Raw genomic sequence first — 19,650 nt, 5'->3', positions numbered from 1 at the left:
CTAGCCAAATAAGGGGCGAGGGCTGAGCCTCGCCACATCTTTATTGCGGTGGAACCACTCCAGGAGGTGGGCCAACTGGACCGCCCGGCCCACCAGGTATTCCGCCTGGAGGACCACCAACACCTGGTGGCAGACCTTGTTGCAATTGCTGTTGCTGGCGAAGCTGTGCTTCCAATTCGGCCAATGAACGGAAATCAATCAGTTCAATTTCAAATTCCAGATCAGAATTGGGCGGGATCTCGCCTTGTGCAACATCGCCATAGCCAAGCTCTGAAGGAATGACCACGCGGTATTTACCGCCGCGGTTCATTTGCAAAATACCCTCACGCAATCCCGGAATGATTGTCGGGAAAAATGGTGGCGGCGCAGGATCATCTTTACCAGCGAGTGAGAAGGGAACCTGTTGATTGCTGTCAAACACAGTGCCATCTAGCAAACGCCCTTCATAATTGACCAGCGCCACGTCACCGCTGGCAGGAGAAGCCGAATCTTCGCCTTCCTCTAAAGTGAAGACTTTTACGCCGCTTTCCGTAGTTACAAAGTTACCGCGTATTGCAGCGGTTGAAGCCCAGGCAAGACCAGCGCCTATAAGAATGAGAAATGCCACACCAAGCCATAATTTGGTTAAAGACCCTTTTGCGATAGGCTGGATTGGAACGCGTGTTACCGACATGTTGGCCCCCTTAAGGCAATAAATTCATTGCGATGCTTTTCCCCGACTGGTGCGATGCAATCAAGTCCTAATTGTCATCATAATGCATCATGGGGATGTAACGCACAAAAAGGCGGCAAAAGCCGCCTGATCTGTATGTATTTTGCTGGCGAACTTATTTCGTACCGTCACGCTCCATACGCTTACGCTCCATTTTACGCGCACGGCGTACAGCAGCAGCTTTCTCGCGGGCACGCTTTTCTGATGGCTTTTCGAAGTGACGACGCAATTTCATTTCGCGATAAACGCCTTCGCGCTGCAATTTCTTTTTAAGGGCGCGCAGCGCCTGGTCTACATTATTATCGCGAACTGTAATTTGCATAAGTCTCAATCGCTCCGTTCAAAATCTGTTTCGTCAAAAGGCCGAGCAAACCGCCCCAACCCATATCGCAAGCTGCAAAACCAAATGCATGATAACAAAAGATATTCTCTTGCCCAAAGGTCTTGGCACCAAAATATCAGGATGCAAAGAATCATACACGGCCAAGCATAATAGCTCCGTGAATGCAGCGCGTCTTACTTACATATGGGGCTTTTTCAAGCATTTTCGACCCCAAAGTGTATTTTTTCGCCGTCATCTTGGCGTCGGTCATCATGCTTATAGCCGACTAAGACATGAAATACGCAGTTGCCGATTGCCCTGCCCTTGCATAAGGTAGGTGCAAATTATAGCGCCGCGCAGGAGAATGACATGGCCACCGCAATCAAAACCGCACCCGAAATGAGCAAAGACGAACGCGAAGCCCGTAAACTGTTGGCCTCTTGTTACCGCGTGTTCGCTATGATGGGCTGGGACGAGCTGATCTTCAATCACATCACATTGAAAGTGCCTGGTGAAGATAATGCTTTTCTAATCAACCCCTATGGTCTGCATTTCTCTGAAGTATGTGCTTCCAATCTGGTCAAGATCGATCTGGACGGCAACACTCTTGATGGCTCGCTCTATCCAGTGAACAAGGCCGGCTTTACTCAACATAGCGTATTCCACCGCAACCGGCCTGATGCGCATTGCATCATCCACACACATACAACGGCTACTATGGCGGTCTGCTCAACCGAAGAAGGTTTGCAGCCCACCAATTTCTACGCCTGCAATTTTGTCGGTCAGGTCGCCTATCATGATTTTGAAGGCGTGACCGTGCGCTCAGAAGAAGGCGAGCGGCTGGTAAAGAATATCGGCGACAAAAATGTTCTGTTGCTGAAAAACCATGGCCCTGTCGTCATGGGCAAGACCCTGCCAGAGGCTTTTCTTACCTATTGGGCGTTGCAGCGCGCATGCGAGATTCAGCTGGCCACGGCATCGGTTGGTACGCCTCTAATGGTCGGGCAAGACGTGATCGACGTGCACCAGCGCGACATCGGCCAAGCCGCAGCCCCTGGTGGCCCCGGCGTTCCAGATTTTGCCGCCATGGTGCGCTTGGTCGACAAGATTGATGATAGCTGGCGCAATTAAGTCAGCAGCGAATATCCATATGGTTTGTTGCTCTGAACGCAAATATCCATTTGGCATTGCTATCATTGGGGTCGATACCGGCATTACATGACCAAACTCACCATCAATGACCGTCCGGTCCAATATAAGATGGCGCCAGAGACTCCGTTGCTCTGGGCCTTGCGCGATGCGTCCAATCTGACTGGCACCAAATATGGCTGCGGCAATGGTGATTGCGGCGCATGTATGGTGCAGGTGGATGGAGAGGCCATTCGCTCCTGCCTTGTGACTTTGCAGGAGGTGGAGGGGCGGTTTGTGACCACCATCGAAGCGCTCAGCCGTGACCGTAGCCACCCTGTGCAACAGGCATTTGTTGCTGAACAAGCCATTATGTGCGGTTTTTGCACCCCCGGCATGGTGATGGCTGCGGCCATATTGCTGAAAAAAAATGACAACCCCAGCGACCGTGACATTGACGAAGCCATAGGCAATCTTTGCCGATGCGGCGTTTATCCGCGCCTATATGAAGCCATTAAGCGCGCAGGGCGCGTTATGCGGCGCGAAGAGCGGATATCAGCCGCACCGCCGCCGGGCATATCTCCCGAAGATGCAGCAAAAGCTGTGCCTTCACTGCGCATGCCGGAGCTTGAGGAAGCTGCACAAGCAGATAGCGAAGGCTAGTCATTCTGGCTTTTATCTAACCCATACAATAAAGAATAAGCCGTTTGAGCCGGTTTGTTCGCAGCATAAGTACCAAAAGATAGTGGCAAATAGCCCTGAATAAAGCGGCCAAACGGCCCTAATGCTGATAATCTGCGGCGATCACATGCAGCACATCATCAGAACCTTCCGGTCACCGTAAAGCGAGCATTGAGGGGGGCGCCCACAGTGATGTTATTGGCAGTATGGGAATTAGGGAAATAATCTTCGTCAAACAGATTTTCGATATTGACCTGAAGACGCAGATTTTCATTCACATTATAATAGATGGCGGCATCCACACGAACAAAACTTGGCAGTGTAGTGTTGTTGCCATTATCGGCAAAGCTCTCATCCTGATAGGTCAGACCTGCACCAAGACCAAAAGCGTCAGTAAACTGGTAATTGCTCCACAGATTGAACGTATGCTCTGGCAGTTCGCGCAGGCGATTGCCCTCATTGCCGAAATCATCAACCTGATTGCCATCGAGATAGCTATAGCCAGCCGAGATAAACCAATCTTGCGTGACATAACCTTGCAGCTGCGCTTCAAAGCCCTGAATGTCGCTTTCAATAACATCCAACGTGCCGGGATCATTATCGGAAACCTGCGGCGATTCCTGCTCGATCTGGAAGATTGCGGCTGTGAAACTTAGCCCTGGAGTAAAGTCCCATTTCAGGCCCAGTTCCAAATTCTGGAAGGTGTTCGGGGCAAGAGCGTCATCAGGTGGATTGATATCAGCAAATTGCTCACCCGAGCGTGGCAAGAAGCTCTCACTAAAGCTGCCGTAAATGGAGATGTTTTCCTGCGGCTTCAAAATGATGCCCAGACGCGGGGAAAATTCTTCATCCGTACGCGTTAATATCTCGCGTTGACCAGTGTTGATGAATGTCTCAACATTGTCGACGGTGATATCAAAGCTGTCAAAGCGGCCGCCCACTACCAGATCAAGCCAATCGGTAACCTCAATCTGGTCCTGAATGAAGACAGAAAAGACCGTGATGTCAGCTTCGGTATCGTCGTTCAAATCTGAAAAAGCAAAGCTGGTCGGGTTGCCCGCAGCATTCACGCCTACAAAATTGTTTAGCGCAAGCGGACGGTTGGCAATGAAGCTCTCCATATCATCCTGCGTAGTATCGAAAAACGCGTTGAACCGGTCATTATTGTTGACGGTATCAAGAAACTCGCCGCCAAAAATGAGCGTATGGCCAATGCCGCCAGTTTCAAAATCACCAACCAGATTACCGGCCAAAGTCAAAGTCTGCCGCTGTGTAGTGTCAATATAGCCATCCAGCGTGACCGTATTTGCCGCTTCATCAAAAGCGGTCGGGAACAGATTGGAATAGACCTTATCATAATCGCCATAGGACGCGATGAAATTGCCTTTGAAGTTCTCAGAGAATTGATGCTGTACATTGGCGCGCAGCACATGCGCTTCAAAAGTGGTGAAGGCGTTGGCAGGGTCGGTGAAGACAATATCTTCCAACTCGGTCGCTGGGCGACCATCTGCGCCTGCCGGTATGCCGCGATCCACAAAGCGCTCATTATTAATATATTCGTAGGACAGATCGACAATGGTCGACGGGCCAGCCTGAAAGCGTATTGTGGGGTTAATGGCAAAACGATCACCATCAAAAAAGTCGCGATGATTGTTCAGACTTTCATAAGCGCCATTGATGCGCAGCGCGGCATTGTCGCCCAATGTAAAATTGCCGTCTAACTGAAGATTGAAAGCGCCAAATGTATCGACGGAAGCGTTATATCCGACAAATTGATCACCCAGCACACCCTTTTTGGTGACGCGGTTCAAAATGCCGCCAGTGCCACCACGCCCAAAGAGCAAAGCATTGGGGCCGCGCAGGATTTCCACTTGCTCCAGATTATAGAAAGAGCGGAAATATTGCACATCATCGCGCACACCATCGATAAAAAAGTCAGCCGTAGAACGCACACCGCGGAAGACAACCGCGTCACGGTGCCCCTCACCCTGTGATTGGGTAACGCCGGGCGTGTAAAGCACGATATCACTGATGCTATCAAAGCCCTGCAAGATAATCTGGTCTTGCGTGATAATCGATAATGATTGCGGCACATCAATGATCGGTGTTGGTGTCTTTACCGCGTTAATTTCGTCAGCATAAAGAACCTGACCAACCACAACAATGCGCTCATCATCAGAACCGGCATCTGACGCTTGCGGACCATCGCCAGCCGCAAATATGGCGGACTGTCCATCTTCACCATGCAATTGTTCTGGTGCAGCACCTTCCTCCAAAGCAGGTTGCGGAGGGGTGACATCCAATTTGTCAGAAGCAAAAGCAGCTGTGCTGAAGCACATGGTGCCGACAGTACATAATAACAGTGAACGCATGGACATATACAAAACGGTTTTCCCTTTTATCGCCTCTGGAGCAATTGGCCATTAGGCTCTTATTGCAAGCGACTCTCATTAGAAATTGAGGGACTAATGCAAATCATTCTTAAAAGCAAAAGAAAGTTTCAAGAAAAATGAAAAGGCCAAATTTTGTGCAGGATAATGCTTGAGATGGTGCTATGCTTGCGCATGATATAAAGGCTGCATAAACCGGCAAACATAAGCAGCGAGACAGTAAAGGAACAACTATGAAGGCCACAATCTGGCATAATCCGAAATGCGGTACATCCCGCAAAACTCTGGCCATTTTGCAGGAAAGTGAAGGCGTTGAACTGACCATTGTCGAATATCTGAAAACAGCGCCCAGCCGCGACAAGTTGGCCCAATTGTTCCGCGATGCCGGCATGACCCCGCAAGAGGGTTTGCGTGTACGCGGATCACCTGCTGAAGAATTAGGCCTGACCAAAGATGATGTTTCTGGCGATGCCATATTGGATGCCATGGCCAAAGAACCAATTTTGATAAACCGACCATTGGTGGAAACAGAAAAAGGCGTGCGCCTTTGTCGCCCGCAGGACATTGTTCACGAGATTTTATAGGCCGCTCGGCAAATACGGCTCCCATATTATATTGCGCGGCAGAGAACGGAATTGGCGATGTTGAAACTTCTGAAATACCTTGTGATCTTGCTGATTGTCGCAGTTATCGGCCTTGGCATCTGGGGCTATGCGCCTGATCGTGATGTCGCTGAATTGCGCGCGGAATATGCAGGTAAACCATCGCAATTTGTTGAATTGCCAAATGGTCAGACTGTCCATATTCGCGATACAGGCCCTCGTGACGCACCGACATTGCTGCTCATCCATGGCTCGGGCGCTTCACTCCACACATGGGAAGGTTGGGCCGATGCCTTGGGTAATGATTATCGCATTATCCGCTATGACCAGCCGGGCCACGGCCTCACCGGCCCTCATATTAGTGGGGATTATAGCGGCAAGGCATTTTCTGACACGGCGGCTATGGTCATGGATCATCTGGGCGTCAGCAACTATCTGGTCGCAGGTAACAGCATGGGCGGCTGGGTCGCTTGGATCCATGCTCTGGCCTATCCGGAACGCGTAAAAGGTCTAATTTTGATAGATGCTTCAGGCGCACCATCTGCAGCGCCGCGCAGCATACCCATTGGCTTTCGCCTTGCGCAAAGCCCGATTGTTCAGCCCTTTATCACTGTCTTCACTCCGCGCAGCATCATCGCCAGCACGTTGGAAGGATCTGTAGCCGATAAAGAAGCGCTGACCGATGCGCAGATTGATCGCTATTGGAACCTGCTACGTTATCCCGGCAACCGTCAGGCAACGCTGGATCGTGGCAAGGCAGCGCGCACCCCGTTAACGCCAGAAAACATCGCTCAGATAAATGCGCCGACATTGATATTATGGGGCAGTCAGGACAAGTTGATACCAGTGGATGCAGCACGCTGGTTCGATAGTCATATTCCAGATAGCAATTTGGTGATTTACGGCGATCTGGGGCATATTCCTATGGAAGAGGATGCCGAAAGAACCGCCAAAGATGTCGACTCTTGGTTAAAGGCGAAAGGATTGGACACACCGCCACCATCAGTCACACCAGGGGCTACTCTATCTATATCTGAAAAGGCACGCGCCGCAATTGGTGCCGCGAGCAGCCCGAAAGAGCAATAATCGACGACTCCATCGCGCCGAATTGTAAAGGCCATATTGGCCGTGAAGCAGAGTCCAAAATTGGCACATTTTGGAGCACTGTCTTTGCTGTTCACTGGCCACATATTATGATATGACATATTTATGACAACTATTGCGGTGTATAATCTCAAAGGCGGCGTTGGTAAGACCAGCACTGCCGTAAATCTGGCGTGGTGCGCAGCCAATGGCAGCGGTAGGAGTACACTTATATGGGATCTCGACCCGCAAGCGGCAGCCACCTATTTAATCGGCAAGGACAAGGAGCTGAAAGACGAAGCGCAGAGCGTCTTTACCAAAAGCGTTGCTGCACAAAAGCTGATCCGCAAATCCACTGTCCCCAATATCGACATATTGGCCGCGGACTCCTCATTGCGCGGTCTGAACCGGATGTTCTTTGATATCAATAAGAAGAAATATCTGAAAAAGATGCTGGCGGCTTTGTCCAAAGATTATGACCGCATCATTCTTGACTGCCCGCCGGGCTTGACCGAAACAAGTGACCAGATATTGCGCGCCGCGGATCTTGTGATTGTGCCGGTTATCCCGTCACCATTGTCGCAAAGAGCTTTTTTTGAAGTGCAGGAATATTTGGACGGCCGTTCAGGCAAACATGCGCCCATGCTACCCGTTTACTCTATGGTCGATCGCCGCCGGGCGCAGCACAAAAAGGCATTGGATGACCATCCCGATTGGCCGGTTATTCCTTATGCCAGTCTGGTAGAGCAAATGGCCATGAAGCGCGCGCCCTTGGGCAGTTTTGCCTCAGCCAACAATCCGGTTAATCAAGCCTATCGGCAATTATGGACCGGTATTGAGAGGAAGATTGACAGCCTTGGCGCTTAGCCAAGACCTCTCCTTCCACGACGCGGAACCAAGCGGATTAGCGCGGCAGAAATGTGACAGCGTCTACCATGCTGGGCACAGCGCATAAGGTAAGCACCAACGCCAATCGCGCATAGTCAAATGGTGTCCCGCCAAATCCTTCGCCTTTAGATTCAAGACGCGCAAACAGGCCGCTCATAATATCGCGATGCGTTGCATAGGCAATGGAGAGTGCTTTTGTCATAACACAAGCGCTATGGGCAAAACCTTACCAATTTCTTAACGCCGTTCCCGCATTGTATTGAGTTTACAAAATGATTTTGCCTCAGATGGTGGATATCCATATATCTTGACTGGTAAATAGCTATGAACACCATTATCTCCAGCGGCAGAAAATACGCACTCTTGCTCAGGAACAGCAGCCGTGAAAATTGCCATCGCATCAGACCACGCCGCATTGGACATGAAGGCCGAACTTGTCAGCTGGTTGGGTGATCAAGGGCATGACGTGGATGATCTGGGACCGCACAACAGCGACAGTGTCGATTATCCCGATTATGGATATACACTTTCCAGCGCCATTTCAAATGGTCAGGCCGAGCGCGGTATTGCCTTATGCGGTTCGGGCATAGGTATCTCTATTGCGGTTAATCGTAATCCGGCGAGTCGCTGCGCACTTGTTTCAGAACCCACTTCTGCGGCTCTTGCACGTGAGCATAATGACGCCAACATCATCGCCATGGGCGCTAGGCTGATAGGCATAGAGCAAGCCAAGGCATGCATCGAGGCGTTTTTGCGCACCGATTTCGCTGATAAAGATAATGAGAACGGCCGCCATCAGCGCCGCGTCAACAAATTGGGCCAATAACCCGCCAATACAGCAAAGGACATCTTTGATGAGCAGCCAGCCAGACAATTCCATCCGCGCCCAAGGTTTTTTTGATGAAGCATTGATGAAAACCGACCCCGCCATTGCAAAAGCCATTGGCGCAGAATTGGGTCGCCAGCAAAAGCAGATTGAACTGATCGCCTCGGAGAATATTGTCTCAAAAGCGGTTCTTGAAGCACAGGGCTCTGTCTTCACTAACAAATATGCAGAAGGCTATCCCGGACGCCGCTATTATCAGGGCTGCGCACCTTCTGACAGTGTTGAGCAACTGGCCATTGACCGCGCCAAGGAGCTTTTTGGCTGTGCCTATGCCAATGTCCAGCCACATTCTGGCGCACAGGCCAATGGCGCTGTTTTGCTGGCTTTGATCAAACCCGGTGACACCATTTTGGGCATGTCGCTGGACGCTGGTGGCCACTTAACCCATGGCGCGCGCCCTGCCCTTTCCGGCAAATGGTTCAATGCCGTGCAATATGGCGTGAGCAAAGACGATCATCTGATCGATTATGATGAAGTGCAGCGTTTGGCCGAAGAGCATAAACCCAAGTTGATTTTTGCAGGGGGTTCAGCCTATCCTCGCCAGATCGACTTTGCGCGCTTTCGTGAAATTGCTGACAGTGTCGGTGCCTATTTCCAAGTCGATATGGCGCATTTCGCGGGGCTGGTGGCGAGCGGTCACCACCCATCGCCGCTGCCTTATGCCGATGTTGTGACAACCACCACACACAAAACACTGCGCGGACCTCGTGGCGGTTTGATACTCACCAATGACGAGGCTTTGGGTAAGAAGTTTAATTCAGCTGTATTTCCAGGTCTGCAAGGTGGCCCGCTCATGCATGTCATAGCCGCAAAAGCCGTGGCCTTTGGCGAAGCATTACAGCCTGAATTCAAAGCCTATAGCGCAGCCGTTATCGAAAATGCCAAAGTCATGGCCGCGCGTTTGCAAGAACGCGGCGCCAATTTGGTTGCTGGCGGTACTGATACGCATGTCGCATTGGTTGATCTGACCCCGCTGGGCGTTACTGGTAAGGATGCCGATGAGGCTCTGGAGCGTGCAGGGATTACGTGCAACAAAAATGGCATCCCCTTTGACCCGCTGCCACCACTTAAGACCAGTGGTATCCGTATTGGATCACCAGCAGGGACAACCCGCGGTTTTGGCCCAGCGGAATTTCGTGACATTGCCGATATGATTGCCGATGTCCTGGAAGGTTTGCGGACCAAGGGTGAGGCTGGCGACCCTGTGGTGGAAGCCAATGTCAAACAGCGTGTAGAAGCGCTGTGCGACCGCTTCCCGATATATCCAGAGGGTTAAGGCGGAGAGTTGAGGCAATAATTTTGCCTTGACTTTTCAAGCGTGTTACCCACATAATACGGGTATGACCGATCAAGAAAAACCCCAAACCAAAATGTACACCTGCTTGAGCTGTAAGCATGATTACAGCGCGGGCACGAAATTCTGCCCGCAATGCGGGGAAAAGACGCCTGAGCAGATCGCCGCAGAAAGTTTCCCTTCTCAAGCCAAGCATTATGTAAATGAAGCCGCTGAAGAATTATGGGAAGCAACAAAAGACGCTTCCAAAGCAGCCTATGATAATGGCAAACATCTGGCCGATCAGGACTCTGCGAAAAAGATTGCAGGCGGCGCAGCATTGGGCGCTGCAGCCGGATTGTTGCTGCCTATCGGGGTAGCGGCTAGCGCTGTTGTCGGTGCTGGAATCGTTGGCTATCGGCACGTTACCAAGAAGAAGCAGGACGAAGTCGAAAAGAAAAAAACCTGATACACCATGGCCAATAATTTGGCACAGACAGGATTATGACTGACCCCACCATCTTTGAACAATGCACCAAATGCCTTGAAACGGTAGATGGGGATGTTCGCTATTGCAGCCAGTGCGGCGCATTATTGGGCAGCAAAGATGAAGGCGACATTGTCGAGCAAGCCAAACATTATGTTTCCCAAGCCGCGCAAGAGCTTGCGGAGACCGGCAAAGAGGCAATGGAAACAGAGCTTGGCAAGAAAATGGCTGGCGGTGCAGCTATAGGCGCTTTGGCTGGAGCACCCATCCCGATTATTGGCTGGTTTGCCGGAGCACTTGCAGGCGCTGGCATAGTCGCCTATCGGCATCGCAACCGCGACAATGCGGATCAAGATGATGACCCCGAGTAATAAGGTGCCCACCCCGCAATGCGCTGCCCCTTTTGTGCCCATGAGAACAGCCAAGTAAAAGATAGCCGCCCGACAGAGGATGGCACAGCAATCCGGCGTCGCCGTCAGTGCGAGCAATGTGCTGCGCGCTTCACAACATTTGAACGCATTCAGTTGCGCGACATTGTGGTGGTGAAGAGTGCAGACCGGCGTGAAGCCTTTGATCGCAACAAACTTGAATTATCGGTCAGTCTGGCCTGCCGCAAACGCGATGTTAGCCAAGAGAAGATTACCCAGCTTGTCTCTGGCATTCAAAGGCAAATCGAAACCAGCGGCGAGAATGAAGTTCCATCCCAGAGAATTGGCGAATTGGTGATGGACGGGCTGCGGCAACTTGACAGTGTCGCCTATATTCGCTTCGCCAGTGTCTATCGTGATTTTAGCGAGGCCCGGGATTTTGAAGAATTTGCCAGCAATGTGAAAGATGTTGGCAAAAGATGAGCACGGCCAATGCCAAACCCGCCCAGCCCGTCATCGTGCTGGTGCGGCCGCAATTGGGTGAGAATATCGGCAAGGCAGCGCGCGCCATGCTGAATTTTGGTCTAACTGAACTGCGTCTCGTCGCCCCTAGGGACGGCTGGCCGAATCCCGATGCGGGGCCTTCCGCAGCAGGCGCAGACCAATTGTTAGCCGACGCTAAAATCTATGAAACAACTGCCGAGGCAGTGGCCGATTGTCATCAGGTCTATGCTACCACTGTGCGCAAACGCGGCGTGACAAAGCCAGTATATACACCGCAAGATGCGGCAGCCAAAATGCGCATGGCCAAGAGCGATAATGGCCAACGCACCGCCATATTATTTGGCCCTGAACGATCCGGGCTCGACTCCGATGATGTAGCGCTTGCTCGTTCAATCATAACCATTCCTATCAATCCTGACTTTGGCTCTATTAATTTGGCGCAAGCGGTCATCATTATCGCTTATGAATGCGCACAAATGGCTGATCTGGCACAGCCCACTTGGCAGGTACCGGAAAATCCAGCTTCACAGCATGATTTGGATGGCATGATTGAGCAGCTCTTCGCTATGCTGCGGGTGAGAGGATATTTCTTCCCTGAAGACCGCACACCGGCAACCGAGCGGACATTGCGCACTTTGCTCACACAGGCGAGTTGGAACGAAACACAGGTTCGTGCCATGCGCGGCGTATTGTCACATCTGGACAGAACCCCGCGCGAAACAGCAGAGTGAGTTTTTAGAGCATAATTAACGCGCTCAATTATTCTGATCCCAAATGTTCAACTCATAAGCAATGGAAGCCTCTACCAGATGGTCCCATAGCTCTCTTATCGCTTGTTCTGGCAAACCGTTTTGCTGAGCATAGGCAACAGCGTTTTTAATAACTTCTTGTTTACGGTCTTCATCGCGAACAGCATTTCGCCGTGCCTTTATGCGTGCAGCGGCGGCCATATAATCAAATCGTACTGTCAGCAGATCAACAATATCTTTATCGAGGGAATCTACTCCAGCCCTTACATCCGCCATAGTTTCACAAGCGATCGGGCTCAAAGTCGTCTTTTTGTTCATCCGTATGTATCTACCCTGATTCTTTTAGTCGTGTACTTCAAAGCTAAATATGTGTAAGCTATTATTGAAACTGGGCAATACATTAAGGGAGCAATGCACATGTCTTTATACGCCATAATCCTTATAAGTGCCGCTATGGGCGGTATACCTCAAAGTGATTCCGATACTGAAGAAACCCAGCAAGTAACAACTGAAAAGGCATCTTCTACAGAAGCACAAGAAGATGCTAACGATCGCCGCTTCAAAGTTGGTAACCGCTTTTATGAAGGGGATGAGGTTGTCTGCAAAAGAGAGCGTGTTACCGGTACGCGGGTTAAGAAAAGAATATGCAATACCGCGCGCCAATGGGTTCTGATTGAAGAGAATACCAGGGCCCTAACCGAGGAAATGCGCACAGGGGTTAACAGCATTAATGAGAATCCTACAGGCTGATATTATTATCGGATTATTACTGATTTAGCGGATCAGTTTTCAAAGCCAGCTATTTTGCTTTATCATTTTTCTGTCGGCATTCCGCAAATATAAAACGCATATTTGAACTAAGCCATGTCGTGGGCGCATTAAAATAGCGCCCAAATCGTAAGCCGCGTCTCCCACTGTGCTTAATGCTTGACATTAGCGGGTCTCTTGAACATAGCAGCGATCGCAATTGGCTCCGCACCCCGGTGAAGCGGTAGCCGCATGATGATCAACTGTTCATCATGGTGCGATCCGGGACAATGAAACAGCAAGTTGGAGCTATATTATGTCAAAGCGTACATCCGCTAAGTATAAAATTGATCGCCGCATGGGCGAAAATATTTGGGGCCGCCCCAAATCACCCGTAAACCGCCGCGAATATGGCCCTGGCCAGCATGGTCAGCGCCGCAAAAGCAAATTGTCTGACTTCGGTATTCAACTGCGTGCCAAGCAAAAGCTGAAAGGCTATTATGGCGATGTGACCGAGAAGCAATTCCGCCGCGCTTATGGTGAAGCTGCGCGTATGAAGGGCGATACTTCGCAAAACCTTATCGGCATTTTGGAGCAGCGTCTGGACATGATCGTTTATCGTGCCAAATTCGCGCCAACCATCTTTGCCGCGCGCCAGATCGTCAACCATGGTCATATCTTGGTCAATGGTGAGAAGTGCAACATTCCATCACGCCGCATCAAAGTGGGTGAAGTTGTTGGTCTGTCGAAAAAAGCGCAGGAAATGGCACTGGTCATTGAAGCGCAAGGCTTGGCCGAGCGTGACATTCCTGAATATGTACAGCCTGATGGCACCGACAAGGTAACTTTTGGCCGTATCCCAACACTGGATGAAGTACCTTATCCAGTGAAAATGGAACCCAATCTGGTCGTCGAATTTTATTCGCGTTAATCTAGCGGAATACACCAAAAAAAGCGGCCCGTTACAGGCCGCTTTTTTTGTGTCTGGTGATGTCGAAAATGCTCAGCATTATAGGTTTGGTTTGCATCCAACCTCTAAGTGAGCTTCGACCGTTACGGCTGATCAGCCTTGGTGGAAAAACAAAGCCTGTGAGATAGCGGCACGAACACTATCGCGCTGGAACGGTTTGGTGATCAAGAAAACCGGCTCCAAACGCTCCCCTGTGAGAAGACGCTCTGGGAATGCCGTAATAAAAATAACCGGAACATCGATCTCGTTGAGAATATCAGCCACAGCATCAATGCCCGAACTGTTATCAGCCAACTGAATGTCCGCCAATATAAGACCCGGAGATGTCTTGGCCGCAAGCGCCACTGCCTCATCGCGTGTCGCTGCGATACCGGCGACCTTGTGGCCCATATCCTCAACAATAGTTTCAATATCCATCGCGATAATAGGTTCATCTTCAATGATCAGCACATCAGTTGTGATTTGATCTTCAATATCGCGCATGGCTTGATTAACCAAATCACCAACGGTCGCCACATCACTGTCAATAATGATGGCCGCATCACTGTGAGAAAAACCTTCAACCACGGTCAAAAGTAGCGCCTGACGCGGCAAAGATGGCAGACTGCCCAATCGGCTTTGCACAATCTGCTCGCGTATATCATCTGTCGCTATATCCATATCATCATCATGGTCATCCCGTGTCGATGACCAGATAATATGGAACATCCGGTACAATTCGACTTTGATGTCACTACCAGTGCCAAATTCGTCTGGTGCGGCGATAATGGCTTCCAGCGTAGCCTTAACATAGGCGTCACCACGCGCCTGTTCGCCATTTAAGGCGCGGCTATAACGGCGTAAAAACGGCAGATGCGGGGCGAGTTCCTGACCTAAGGACATTGTCTCAAATTCTCCAATTATTCTTTCCTTAACCCTTGGTGATCACATCGCCATATTGCAAGACCCATTCGTATAAAGCAGCGATGCGGGCGTGAAGATAGATCGACCTTTTACCCGCCGATACCTCTAAACAGCATGGGCCTGGAAAAACCACATCATACAAACTGTCCTCTATATACATATACCAAGGAACTTTATATCAACTGAGGTGTTGACCGAGTATATCATCAGATAATAGGGATACTGTAGGTTCAGATCCGTGCATACTGATCAACTTATTTCTATCGGCGCTGATAATGACAATGAACAAATATCAAGATCAAGGCAGTGGGCAAGACCGTAATAATGCCTTTGATGATAGCGGCGACGATGCCGCGCGTTCAGGGTCGATTGGTCAAGCGTTAAAATCGGTATATCAGCAAACGGTCGAAGAAGAACTTCCCGAAGACTTTCAAAAACTGCTGGATCAGTTGAAATAATTGGGTCTGGCTGTCATTGCTGGCGTATCGCAGGGCATAGGCCTGATAAAGAATGTGACCTGAATAGCGACAATATAATGGACATATTGACCTTCGAGAAAGGCCGAGAATTATCCGATGGCCGCTGATAATTTTTACTGGACTGACGAGAACAAGCCCAGGGCCTATTCGACCGGCCTGAAACTGTTTTTGATACTCTTGCTGGCAATGGCTCCACTGGCGCTAATTGCATTTCTGGTGACTATCCAGATTGACCGAAACAGCAAAGATACCCGCAATGATGTCGCAGTAAGCTCTCTCAACCTGAGTGCTTTGCGACTAAATAACGCGCTATCTCTTGTGCAGGAAAAACTGCTCGAAACAACGCAGCCTAGAATTAATGGCGATGAGAGCGCAGCCTGCAAACAGTTAAGTGCCTTAGCAAGAGAAGATAGCGTGGATAGCGCATTGCTCATCAAAGGCACATCTGGCGAGCCAATTTGCACTATCGGGGTCATGCCGGAAAATATTACCCGCCAGATTATGATCGGTACTCCTGACCCCTTGCAAATTGCTAACAATCAAAGCGGGTTGATCCTGCATATTCGCGAGCCGGACCAGCGTCTGGCGGCAAGTGTTTTTATTAGCGCGGCTACGCTTTTGCGACTTGCCGATCCACAGGACGATCTGCCTCTGTCCCATATGCGGTTACATTCCGGCAATGAAGACCTGCTACTAAAGCAATTGCCGATTCGTGATAAAAATAGGCTGGAAGGCGGTATCATTGCCACTCAGGCTGTTCTCGGTATGGAATTGGTGTTGCAATTGCCCAAGCCTCCTACTGTCTCACCCAATTATTTTATCCGTATATTGCTGGTGATGATGACAGTGTTCGCCGCAATGATCGGTTGGGTTATCGTCAATCGCATGTTGCTGGGTCCACTCAATGCCCTGCAGAAAAAGATGCATGATTATAGCCCCGGCGCGCCAGTTTCAGAATTGAAGTTAAGTGGAACAATAGCGCCGGAAATTCGCGAACTGGACACTGTGTTCAATCATTTGGCTGGCAAGGTGAATGATGACAAGACCGTGCTGGCAGATAGTCTGGAGGACCAGATCAAACTGACGCGTGAGGTTCATCACCGCGTCAAAAACAATTTGCAGATCATTACCAGCCTTCTGAACCTGCATGGCCGCAGCATTGCCGATCCGGAATTGAAAGAGCAATATTCCATGATTCAGCGCCGCGTCGACGCATTGGCCGTGGTGCATCGCAATCATTTTGCTCAAGGTGAAGCCGCCAAAGGCATAGCATTGCGAGCCTTGATAAATGAAATTGTGGCCAGTTTTCGCAAAGGCGGACGCAATGATATCGCCGCACGCACGCACATTCGCTGCGAGCAGCATAAGGTTGAGCAAGACACAGCCATGCCAGTGGCGTTTTTGCTGACAGAATTGTTGGAAGTTATCGAAACACTTGATCGTGATGCACCTAACCGTCTCACAATCTCTGCCGAGGCCGACTCAACCGGAAAACTGTTGCGGCTTAAACTGTCCAGCGAATCCCTGATAGGTGATCAGGCCATAGCCATGCTGGGCCAGCATAATATCAGCAAGGTCATTACCGGCTTGTCTCGGCAATTAAGAACAGACCTTGTCCACAATCATAAGACTGGTGCCATCGCCATGGCCATACCCGTTATTGCGCACAGTCAGTCAGAACCAGACGAACCCGCATAATATTGCGCCAAAAATTCTTTGTGGAAACTCGCAAAATGTCCATCCCCAATGGCGGACCGTATATCAGCCATAAGCGACTGGTAAAACGCGATATTGTGCTGCGTCATCAGCATAGCGCCTAATATCTCTTTCGAACGGATCAAATGGTGCAAATAGGCACGGCTATATTTGGCGCAAGTGCCGCAATCGCATGTATCGTCAAGCGGTGATTGATCCTCTGCAAAACGGGCATTGCGCAGATTGATAGGGCCATTGCGCGTAAAGGCTTGCCCATTACGCCCTGATCGCGATGGCAAAACACAGTCAAACATATCAACCCCGCGCGCCACGGCGCCGATAATATCATCTGGCTTGCCAACCCCCATAAGATAGCGCGGCCTGTCTTGCGGCAGCTGTTCTGGCGCATAGTCCAGAACTGCGAACATTTTCTCTTGCCCTTCACCCACAGCAAGGCCGCCAATAGCATAGCCATCAAAGCCGATATCGCGCAGTTCCGCCGCAGACTGCGCGCGCAAATCTTCAAATAATGCGCCTTGCTGAATACCAAATAGCGCAGAGCGTTCTGCATGCTCTATGCCGCTGTCAAAGCCTTGGCGCGAGCGTTTGGCCCAGCGCATCGACATCGCCATGGATATTGCCGCTTGCTCATGGCTGGCGCCATTGGCGGTACATTCATCAAAGGCCATGACAATATCAGAACCTAGCATACGCTGGATTTCCATCGACCTTTCTGGTGTCAGCAAATGGCGTGATCCATCCAGATGGCTTTTGAAAGTGACACCATCCTCCGTAACTTTGGTGAGGTCCGACAGACTCATGACCTGATAGCCACCACTATCTGTCAATATTGGCCTGTCCCATTGCATGAATTGATGCAGACCGCCCAACCGTTCCATACGCTCTGCACCCGGGCGCAGCATAAGGTGATAGGTATTACCCAAAATAATATCTGCGCCAGTTGCACGCACTTCCTCTGGACGCATAGCTTTAACGGTTGCAGCAGTGCCAACCGGCATAAAGGCGGGCGTACGGATCTCTCCTCTGCGCATGGTAATGGCACCCTTACGGGCTTTTCCATCTACGGCATCGACGGCAAAGTGAAAGCGGGGAGCAATATGTGTCATTAGGTGCGGCAGATAGACACAGGCCCGCTAATGGTCAATCTTTGTACAGGGTCCAGTGATGCAACACCGTTGACCGCACACAGGATTTCTGCGATTTACTGTTTCGTAGCTGTTACAGCTATTAAGAGATTCAATATGTCGGAGACTATGATGAACAAGATGACACGCGTAACTTCAGTTGCAGCTTCTATGCTGGCAGCTGCTTCATTGGCTGCTTGCGGCCAAGCCGAAACCACCAGCGAAGAGACTGCTTCAGGCGACGCTGCACCTACAGAAGTTGCTGCAAAAGAAAAATGCTATGGCATTTCCTTGAAAGCCAAAAATGATTGCGCTGCTGGTCCAGGTACAAGCTGTGCCGGTACATCAACCGTTGATTACCAAGGCAACGCTTGGACTTATGTTGACGCTGGTGAGTGTGAAAAATATGGCGCAGAAGGCGGCGATTACGCACTTCCAGATGGCCGTACGGGTTCATTGGAGCCGCTGGAGCGTGACAACGCTTAAGCGATACACCATCTGAATAGTGAAAGGGCGGCCATTTGGTCGCCCTTTTTCTTTGCCTGTCATCTTTAACTATTTTGGCCGAGAATGGTTTCGCCAGTTAGCGTGGTAAGAGCAGTGAAGCGTCACCATAGCTGTAAAAACGATAATCATGCGCCATCGCATGTGCATAGGCATTTTGCATAACGTCTAAACCCATTAATGCACTAACCAGCATGAAAAGGGTCGATTTGGGCAAGTGAAAATTGGTCAGCAAGCCGTCAATCACACGAAAATTATAACCCGGCGTGATGAAGATATCGGTATCGCCAGCAAAAGGTCTGATCACGCCATCCTCATTGCTCGCGCTTTCCAGCAAACGCAGGCTGGTCGTGCCCACAGCAATGATACGGCGGCCATCGGCTTTTGCATCGTTTAACCGCTGTGCAACGTGCGGTGTAATCTCGCCCCATTCTGCGTGCATGATATGATCGTCAGTGTCCTGCGCTTTGACGGGCAGAAATGTGCCCGCCCCAACATGCAGGGTCAGCGTTTCCATAGTCACTCCGCGAGCAGCAATCTGCTCCAGCAACGCCGGGGTGAAGTGCAGTGACGCAGTAGGTGCAGCCACTGCCCCTTGGCGTTCAGCAAAAATGGTCTGATAGTCCTGAGCATCACGCTCATCTATATCGCGCTTACTGGCGATATAGGGCGGCAAGGGCATGTTACCTGCGCGCAGCAACAGCGTCTCGACAGGCTCCTCACCCAGAAATGCCAGAGTAAAGCTGCCATCATCATGCCGCAGTTCGACACGCGCTTCTACGTCATGGCCAAAGTCTATAATGTCATCACTGCGCAGTCTTTTGCCGTTGCGGACAAAGGCCTGCCATCTGCGCAGATCAAGCCGCTTGTGCAAAGTCGCGCCAATTTTTGCCTGACCTCTTATCCCAGTCAATTGTGCAGGAATAACCTTGGTGTCATTGACGACCAAAATATCATCAGCACGCAATATGTCCGGCAAATCTCCGACCCTATGGTCAGTCAGATTTGGCCCTTGAGCCACCAGCAGCTTTGCAGACTCGCGTGGTTCTGCCGGGCGCAGAGCGATATGCTGCTCTGGCAGTGCAAAATCAAAATGCGAAATATCCATGTCGTCTATCGCTCCGCAGTGCAAAG

The 19,650-nt window shown here is 50.5% G+C and carries 24 protein-coding genes; 16 read left to right on the top strand and 8 right to left on the bottom strand.

The features are described from left to right. Positions 1-40: 40 nt before the first annotated feature. Together ACR9YC_RS02815 and rpsU are read right to left on the bottom strand one after the other, a co-directional pair. The gene (locus ACR9YC_RS02815) at positions 41-673 is read right to left on the bottom strand and encodes an FKBP-type peptidyl-prolyl cis-trans isomerase (RefSeq protein ID WP_438729544.1); all 633 of its coding nucleotides are present in this window, start codon (positions 671-673) and stop codon (positions 41-43) included. A 154-nt stretch (positions 674-827) separates the two neighbouring features. Continuing rightward, positions 828-1,034, bottom strand: a complete 207-nt coding sequence (gene rpsU / locus ACR9YC_RS02810; protein ID WP_438729542.1) for a 30S ribosomal protein S21 — start codon at positions 1,032-1,034, stop codon at positions 828-830. 369 nt (positions 1,035-1,403) lie between these two features. On the opposite strand from rpsU, the gene ACR9YC_RS02805 reads away from it, so the two are divergent. Together ACR9YC_RS02805 and ACR9YC_RS02800 are read left to right on the top strand one after the other, a co-directional pair. Then, a complete protein-coding gene (locus ACR9YC_RS02805) occupies positions 1,404-2,165 on the top strand; it encodes a class II aldolase/adducin family protein (RefSeq protein ID WP_438729540.1) in 762 nt (253 codons plus the stop codon). Positions 2,166-2,252: 87 nt separating this feature from the next. After that, entirely contained in the window at positions 2,253-2,825 is a 573-nt protein-coding gene (locus ACR9YC_RS02800; protein ID WP_438729537.1) for a (2Fe-2S)-binding protein, read from the top strand. A 158-nt stretch (positions 2,826-2,983) separates the two neighbouring features. On the opposite strand, the gene ACR9YC_RS02795 is transcribed toward ACR9YC_RS02800, so the two are convergent. Then, a complete protein-coding gene (locus ACR9YC_RS02795; protein ID WP_438729535.1) occupies positions 2,984-5,221 on the bottom strand; it encodes a TonB-dependent receptor in 2,238 nt (745 codons plus the stop codon). A gap of 245 nt (positions 5,222-5,466) precedes the next feature. On the opposite strand from ACR9YC_RS02795, the gene arsC reads away from it, so the two are divergent. The 3 genes from arsC to ACR9YC_RS02780 all read left to right on the top strand — a co-directional run bounded on the left by arsC (position 5,467) and on the right by ACR9YC_RS02780 (position 7,785). Then, positions 5,467-5,817 carry an arsenate reductase (glutaredoxin) gene (gene arsC / locus ACR9YC_RS02790; RefSeq protein ID WP_438729532.1) on the top strand — a complete coding sequence of 117 codons (351 nt, stop codon included), beginning with the start codon at positions 5,467-5,469 and terminating at the stop codon, positions 5,815-5,817. A 57-nt stretch (positions 5,818-5,874) separates the two neighbouring features. Beyond that, positions 5,875-6,921 carry an alpha/beta fold hydrolase gene (locus ACR9YC_RS02785; RefSeq protein ID WP_438729530.1) on the top strand — a complete coding sequence of 349 codons (1,047 nt, stop codon included), beginning with the start codon at positions 5,875-5,877 and terminating at the stop codon, positions 6,919-6,921. A gap of 123 nt (positions 6,922-7,044) precedes the next feature. Beyond that, complete coding sequence (locus ACR9YC_RS02780; RefSeq protein WP_438729528.1) at positions 7,045-7,785, top strand: ParA family protein; 741 nt, start codon at positions 7,045-7,047, stop codon at positions 7,783-7,785. A 37-nt stretch (positions 7,786-7,822) separates the two neighbouring features. On the opposite strand, the gene ACR9YC_RS02775 is transcribed toward ACR9YC_RS02780, so the two are convergent. Next, positions 7,823-8,008, bottom strand: a complete 186-nt coding sequence (locus ACR9YC_RS02775; protein WP_438729525.1) for a hypothetical protein — start codon at positions 8,006-8,008, stop codon at positions 7,823-7,825. 180 nt (positions 8,009-8,188) lie between these two features. Here ACR9YC_RS02775 and rpiB point away from each other — a divergent pair, with 180 nt between their 5' ends. The 6 genes from rpiB (at position 8,189) to ACR9YC_RS02745 (ending at position 12,055) form a co-directional block, all read left to right on the top strand. After that, on the top strand, positions 8,189-8,632 hold the full coding sequence (gene rpiB / locus ACR9YC_RS02770) for a ribose 5-phosphate isomerase B (RefSeq protein WP_438729522.1): 444 nt from the start codon (positions 8,189-8,191) through the stop codon (positions 8,630-8,632). 28 nt (positions 8,633-8,660) lie between these two features. Then, complete coding sequence (gene glyA / locus ACR9YC_RS02765) at positions 8,661-9,968, top strand: serine hydroxymethyltransferase (protein WP_438729519.1); 1,308 nt, start codon at positions 8,661-8,663, stop codon at positions 9,966-9,968. Positions 9,969-10,032: 64 nt separating this feature from the next. After that, positions 10,033-10,434 (top strand): putative zinc ribbon protein, encoded by a 402-nt coding sequence (locus ACR9YC_RS02760; RefSeq protein WP_438729516.1) that lies wholly within the window; start codon positions 10,033-10,035, stop codon positions 10,432-10,434. 35 nt (positions 10,435-10,469) lie between these two features. Then, the gene (locus tag ACR9YC_RS02755; protein WP_438729513.1) at positions 10,470-10,823 is read left to right on the top strand and encodes a hypothetical protein; all 354 of its coding nucleotides are present in this window, start codon (positions 10,470-10,472) and stop codon (positions 10,821-10,823) included. An 18-nt stretch (positions 10,824-10,841) separates the two neighbouring features. Continuing rightward, positions 10,842-11,303: a transcriptional regulator NrdR gene (gene nrdR, locus ACR9YC_RS02750; protein ID WP_438729510.1), complete on the top strand. Its 462-nt coding sequence runs from the start codon at positions 10,842-10,844 to the stop codon at positions 11,301-11,303. Further along, positions 11,300-12,055: an RNA methyltransferase gene (locus tag ACR9YC_RS02745; RefSeq protein WP_438729507.1), complete on the top strand. Its 756-nt coding sequence runs from the start codon at positions 11,300-11,302 to the stop codon at positions 12,053-12,055. The genes nrdR and ACR9YC_RS02745 overlap by 4 nt, the downstream gene beginning before the upstream one ends. 24 nt (positions 12,056-12,079) lie before the next feature. On the opposite strand, the gene ACR9YC_RS02740 is transcribed toward ACR9YC_RS02745, so the two are convergent. After that, a complete protein-coding gene (locus ACR9YC_RS02740) occupies positions 12,080-12,391 on the bottom strand; it encodes a chorismate mutase (protein ID WP_438729505.1) in 312 nt (103 codons plus the stop codon). 99 nt (positions 12,392-12,490) lie between these two features. Between ACR9YC_RS02740 and ACR9YC_RS02735 the strand changes: the two genes are divergently transcribed. Both ACR9YC_RS02735 and rpsD read left to right on the top strand, forming a co-directional pair. Beyond that, on the top strand, positions 12,491-12,823 hold the full coding sequence (locus ACR9YC_RS02735; protein WP_438729503.1) for a hypothetical protein: 333 nt from the start codon (positions 12,491-12,493) through the stop codon (positions 12,821-12,823). A gap of 313 nt (positions 12,824-13,136) precedes the next feature. Then, a complete protein-coding gene (gene rpsD, locus ACR9YC_RS02730) occupies positions 13,137-13,751 on the top strand; it encodes a 30S ribosomal protein S4 (RefSeq protein WP_438729500.1) in 615 nt (204 codons plus the stop codon). A gap of 132 nt (positions 13,752-13,883) precedes the next feature. Here the strand turns inward: rpsD and ACR9YC_RS02725 are convergent, their stop codons facing one another. Continuing rightward, positions 13,884-14,672, bottom strand: coding sequence for a response regulator (locus ACR9YC_RS02725; protein ID WP_438729498.1), 789 nt, complete (start codon positions 14,670-14,672; stop codon positions 13,884-13,886). Between the two features lie 296 nt (positions 14,673-14,968). Here ACR9YC_RS02725 and ACR9YC_RS02720 point away from each other — a divergent pair, with 296 nt between their 5' ends. Together ACR9YC_RS02720 and ACR9YC_RS02715 are read left to right on the top strand one after the other, a co-directional pair. Further along, positions 14,969-15,151 carry a NepR family anti-sigma factor gene (locus ACR9YC_RS02720; protein WP_438729496.1) on the top strand — a complete coding sequence of 61 codons (183 nt, stop codon included), beginning with the start codon at positions 14,969-14,971 and terminating at the stop codon, positions 15,149-15,151. Between the two features lie 117 nt (positions 15,152-15,268). After that, entirely contained in the window at positions 15,269-16,870 is a 1,602-nt protein-coding gene (locus tag ACR9YC_RS02715; RefSeq protein WP_438729493.1) for a sensor histidine kinase, read from the top strand. Here ACR9YC_RS02715 and tgt read toward each other — a convergent pair. Further along, positions 16,843-17,994, bottom strand: coding sequence for a tRNA guanosine(34) transglycosylase Tgt (gene tgt / locus ACR9YC_RS02710; protein WP_438729491.1), 1,152 nt, complete (start codon positions 17,992-17,994; stop codon positions 16,843-16,845). The genes ACR9YC_RS02715 and tgt overlap by 28 nt on opposite strands. A gap of 135 nt (positions 17,995-18,129) precedes the next feature. Between tgt and ACR9YC_RS02705 the strand changes: the two genes are divergently transcribed. Next, positions 18,130-18,498, top strand: a complete 369-nt coding sequence (locus ACR9YC_RS02705; protein ID WP_438729489.1) for a BufA1 family periplasmic bufferin-type metallophore — start codon at positions 18,130-18,132, stop codon at positions 18,496-18,498. 97 nt (positions 18,499-18,595) lie between these two features. Here ACR9YC_RS02705 and queA read toward each other — a convergent pair whose 3' ends face one another. Beyond that, complete coding sequence (queA, locus tag ACR9YC_RS02700; protein WP_438729486.1) at positions 18,596-19,624, bottom strand: tRNA preQ1(34) S-adenosylmethionine ribosyltransferase-isomerase QueA; 1,029 nt, start codon at positions 19,622-19,624, stop codon at positions 18,596-18,598. Positions 19,625-19,650: the final 26 nt, after the last annotated feature.

It is taken from the genome of Parasphingorhabdus sp. DH2-15 (assembly GCF_051668705.1).
Classification (GTDB): domain Bacteria; phylum Pseudomonadota; class Alphaproteobacteria; order Sphingomonadales; family Sphingomonadaceae; genus Alterisphingorhabdus.
Note: the sequence above shows the minus strand (reverse complement) of the source record. Positions and strands in the feature narration are given on the sequence as shown.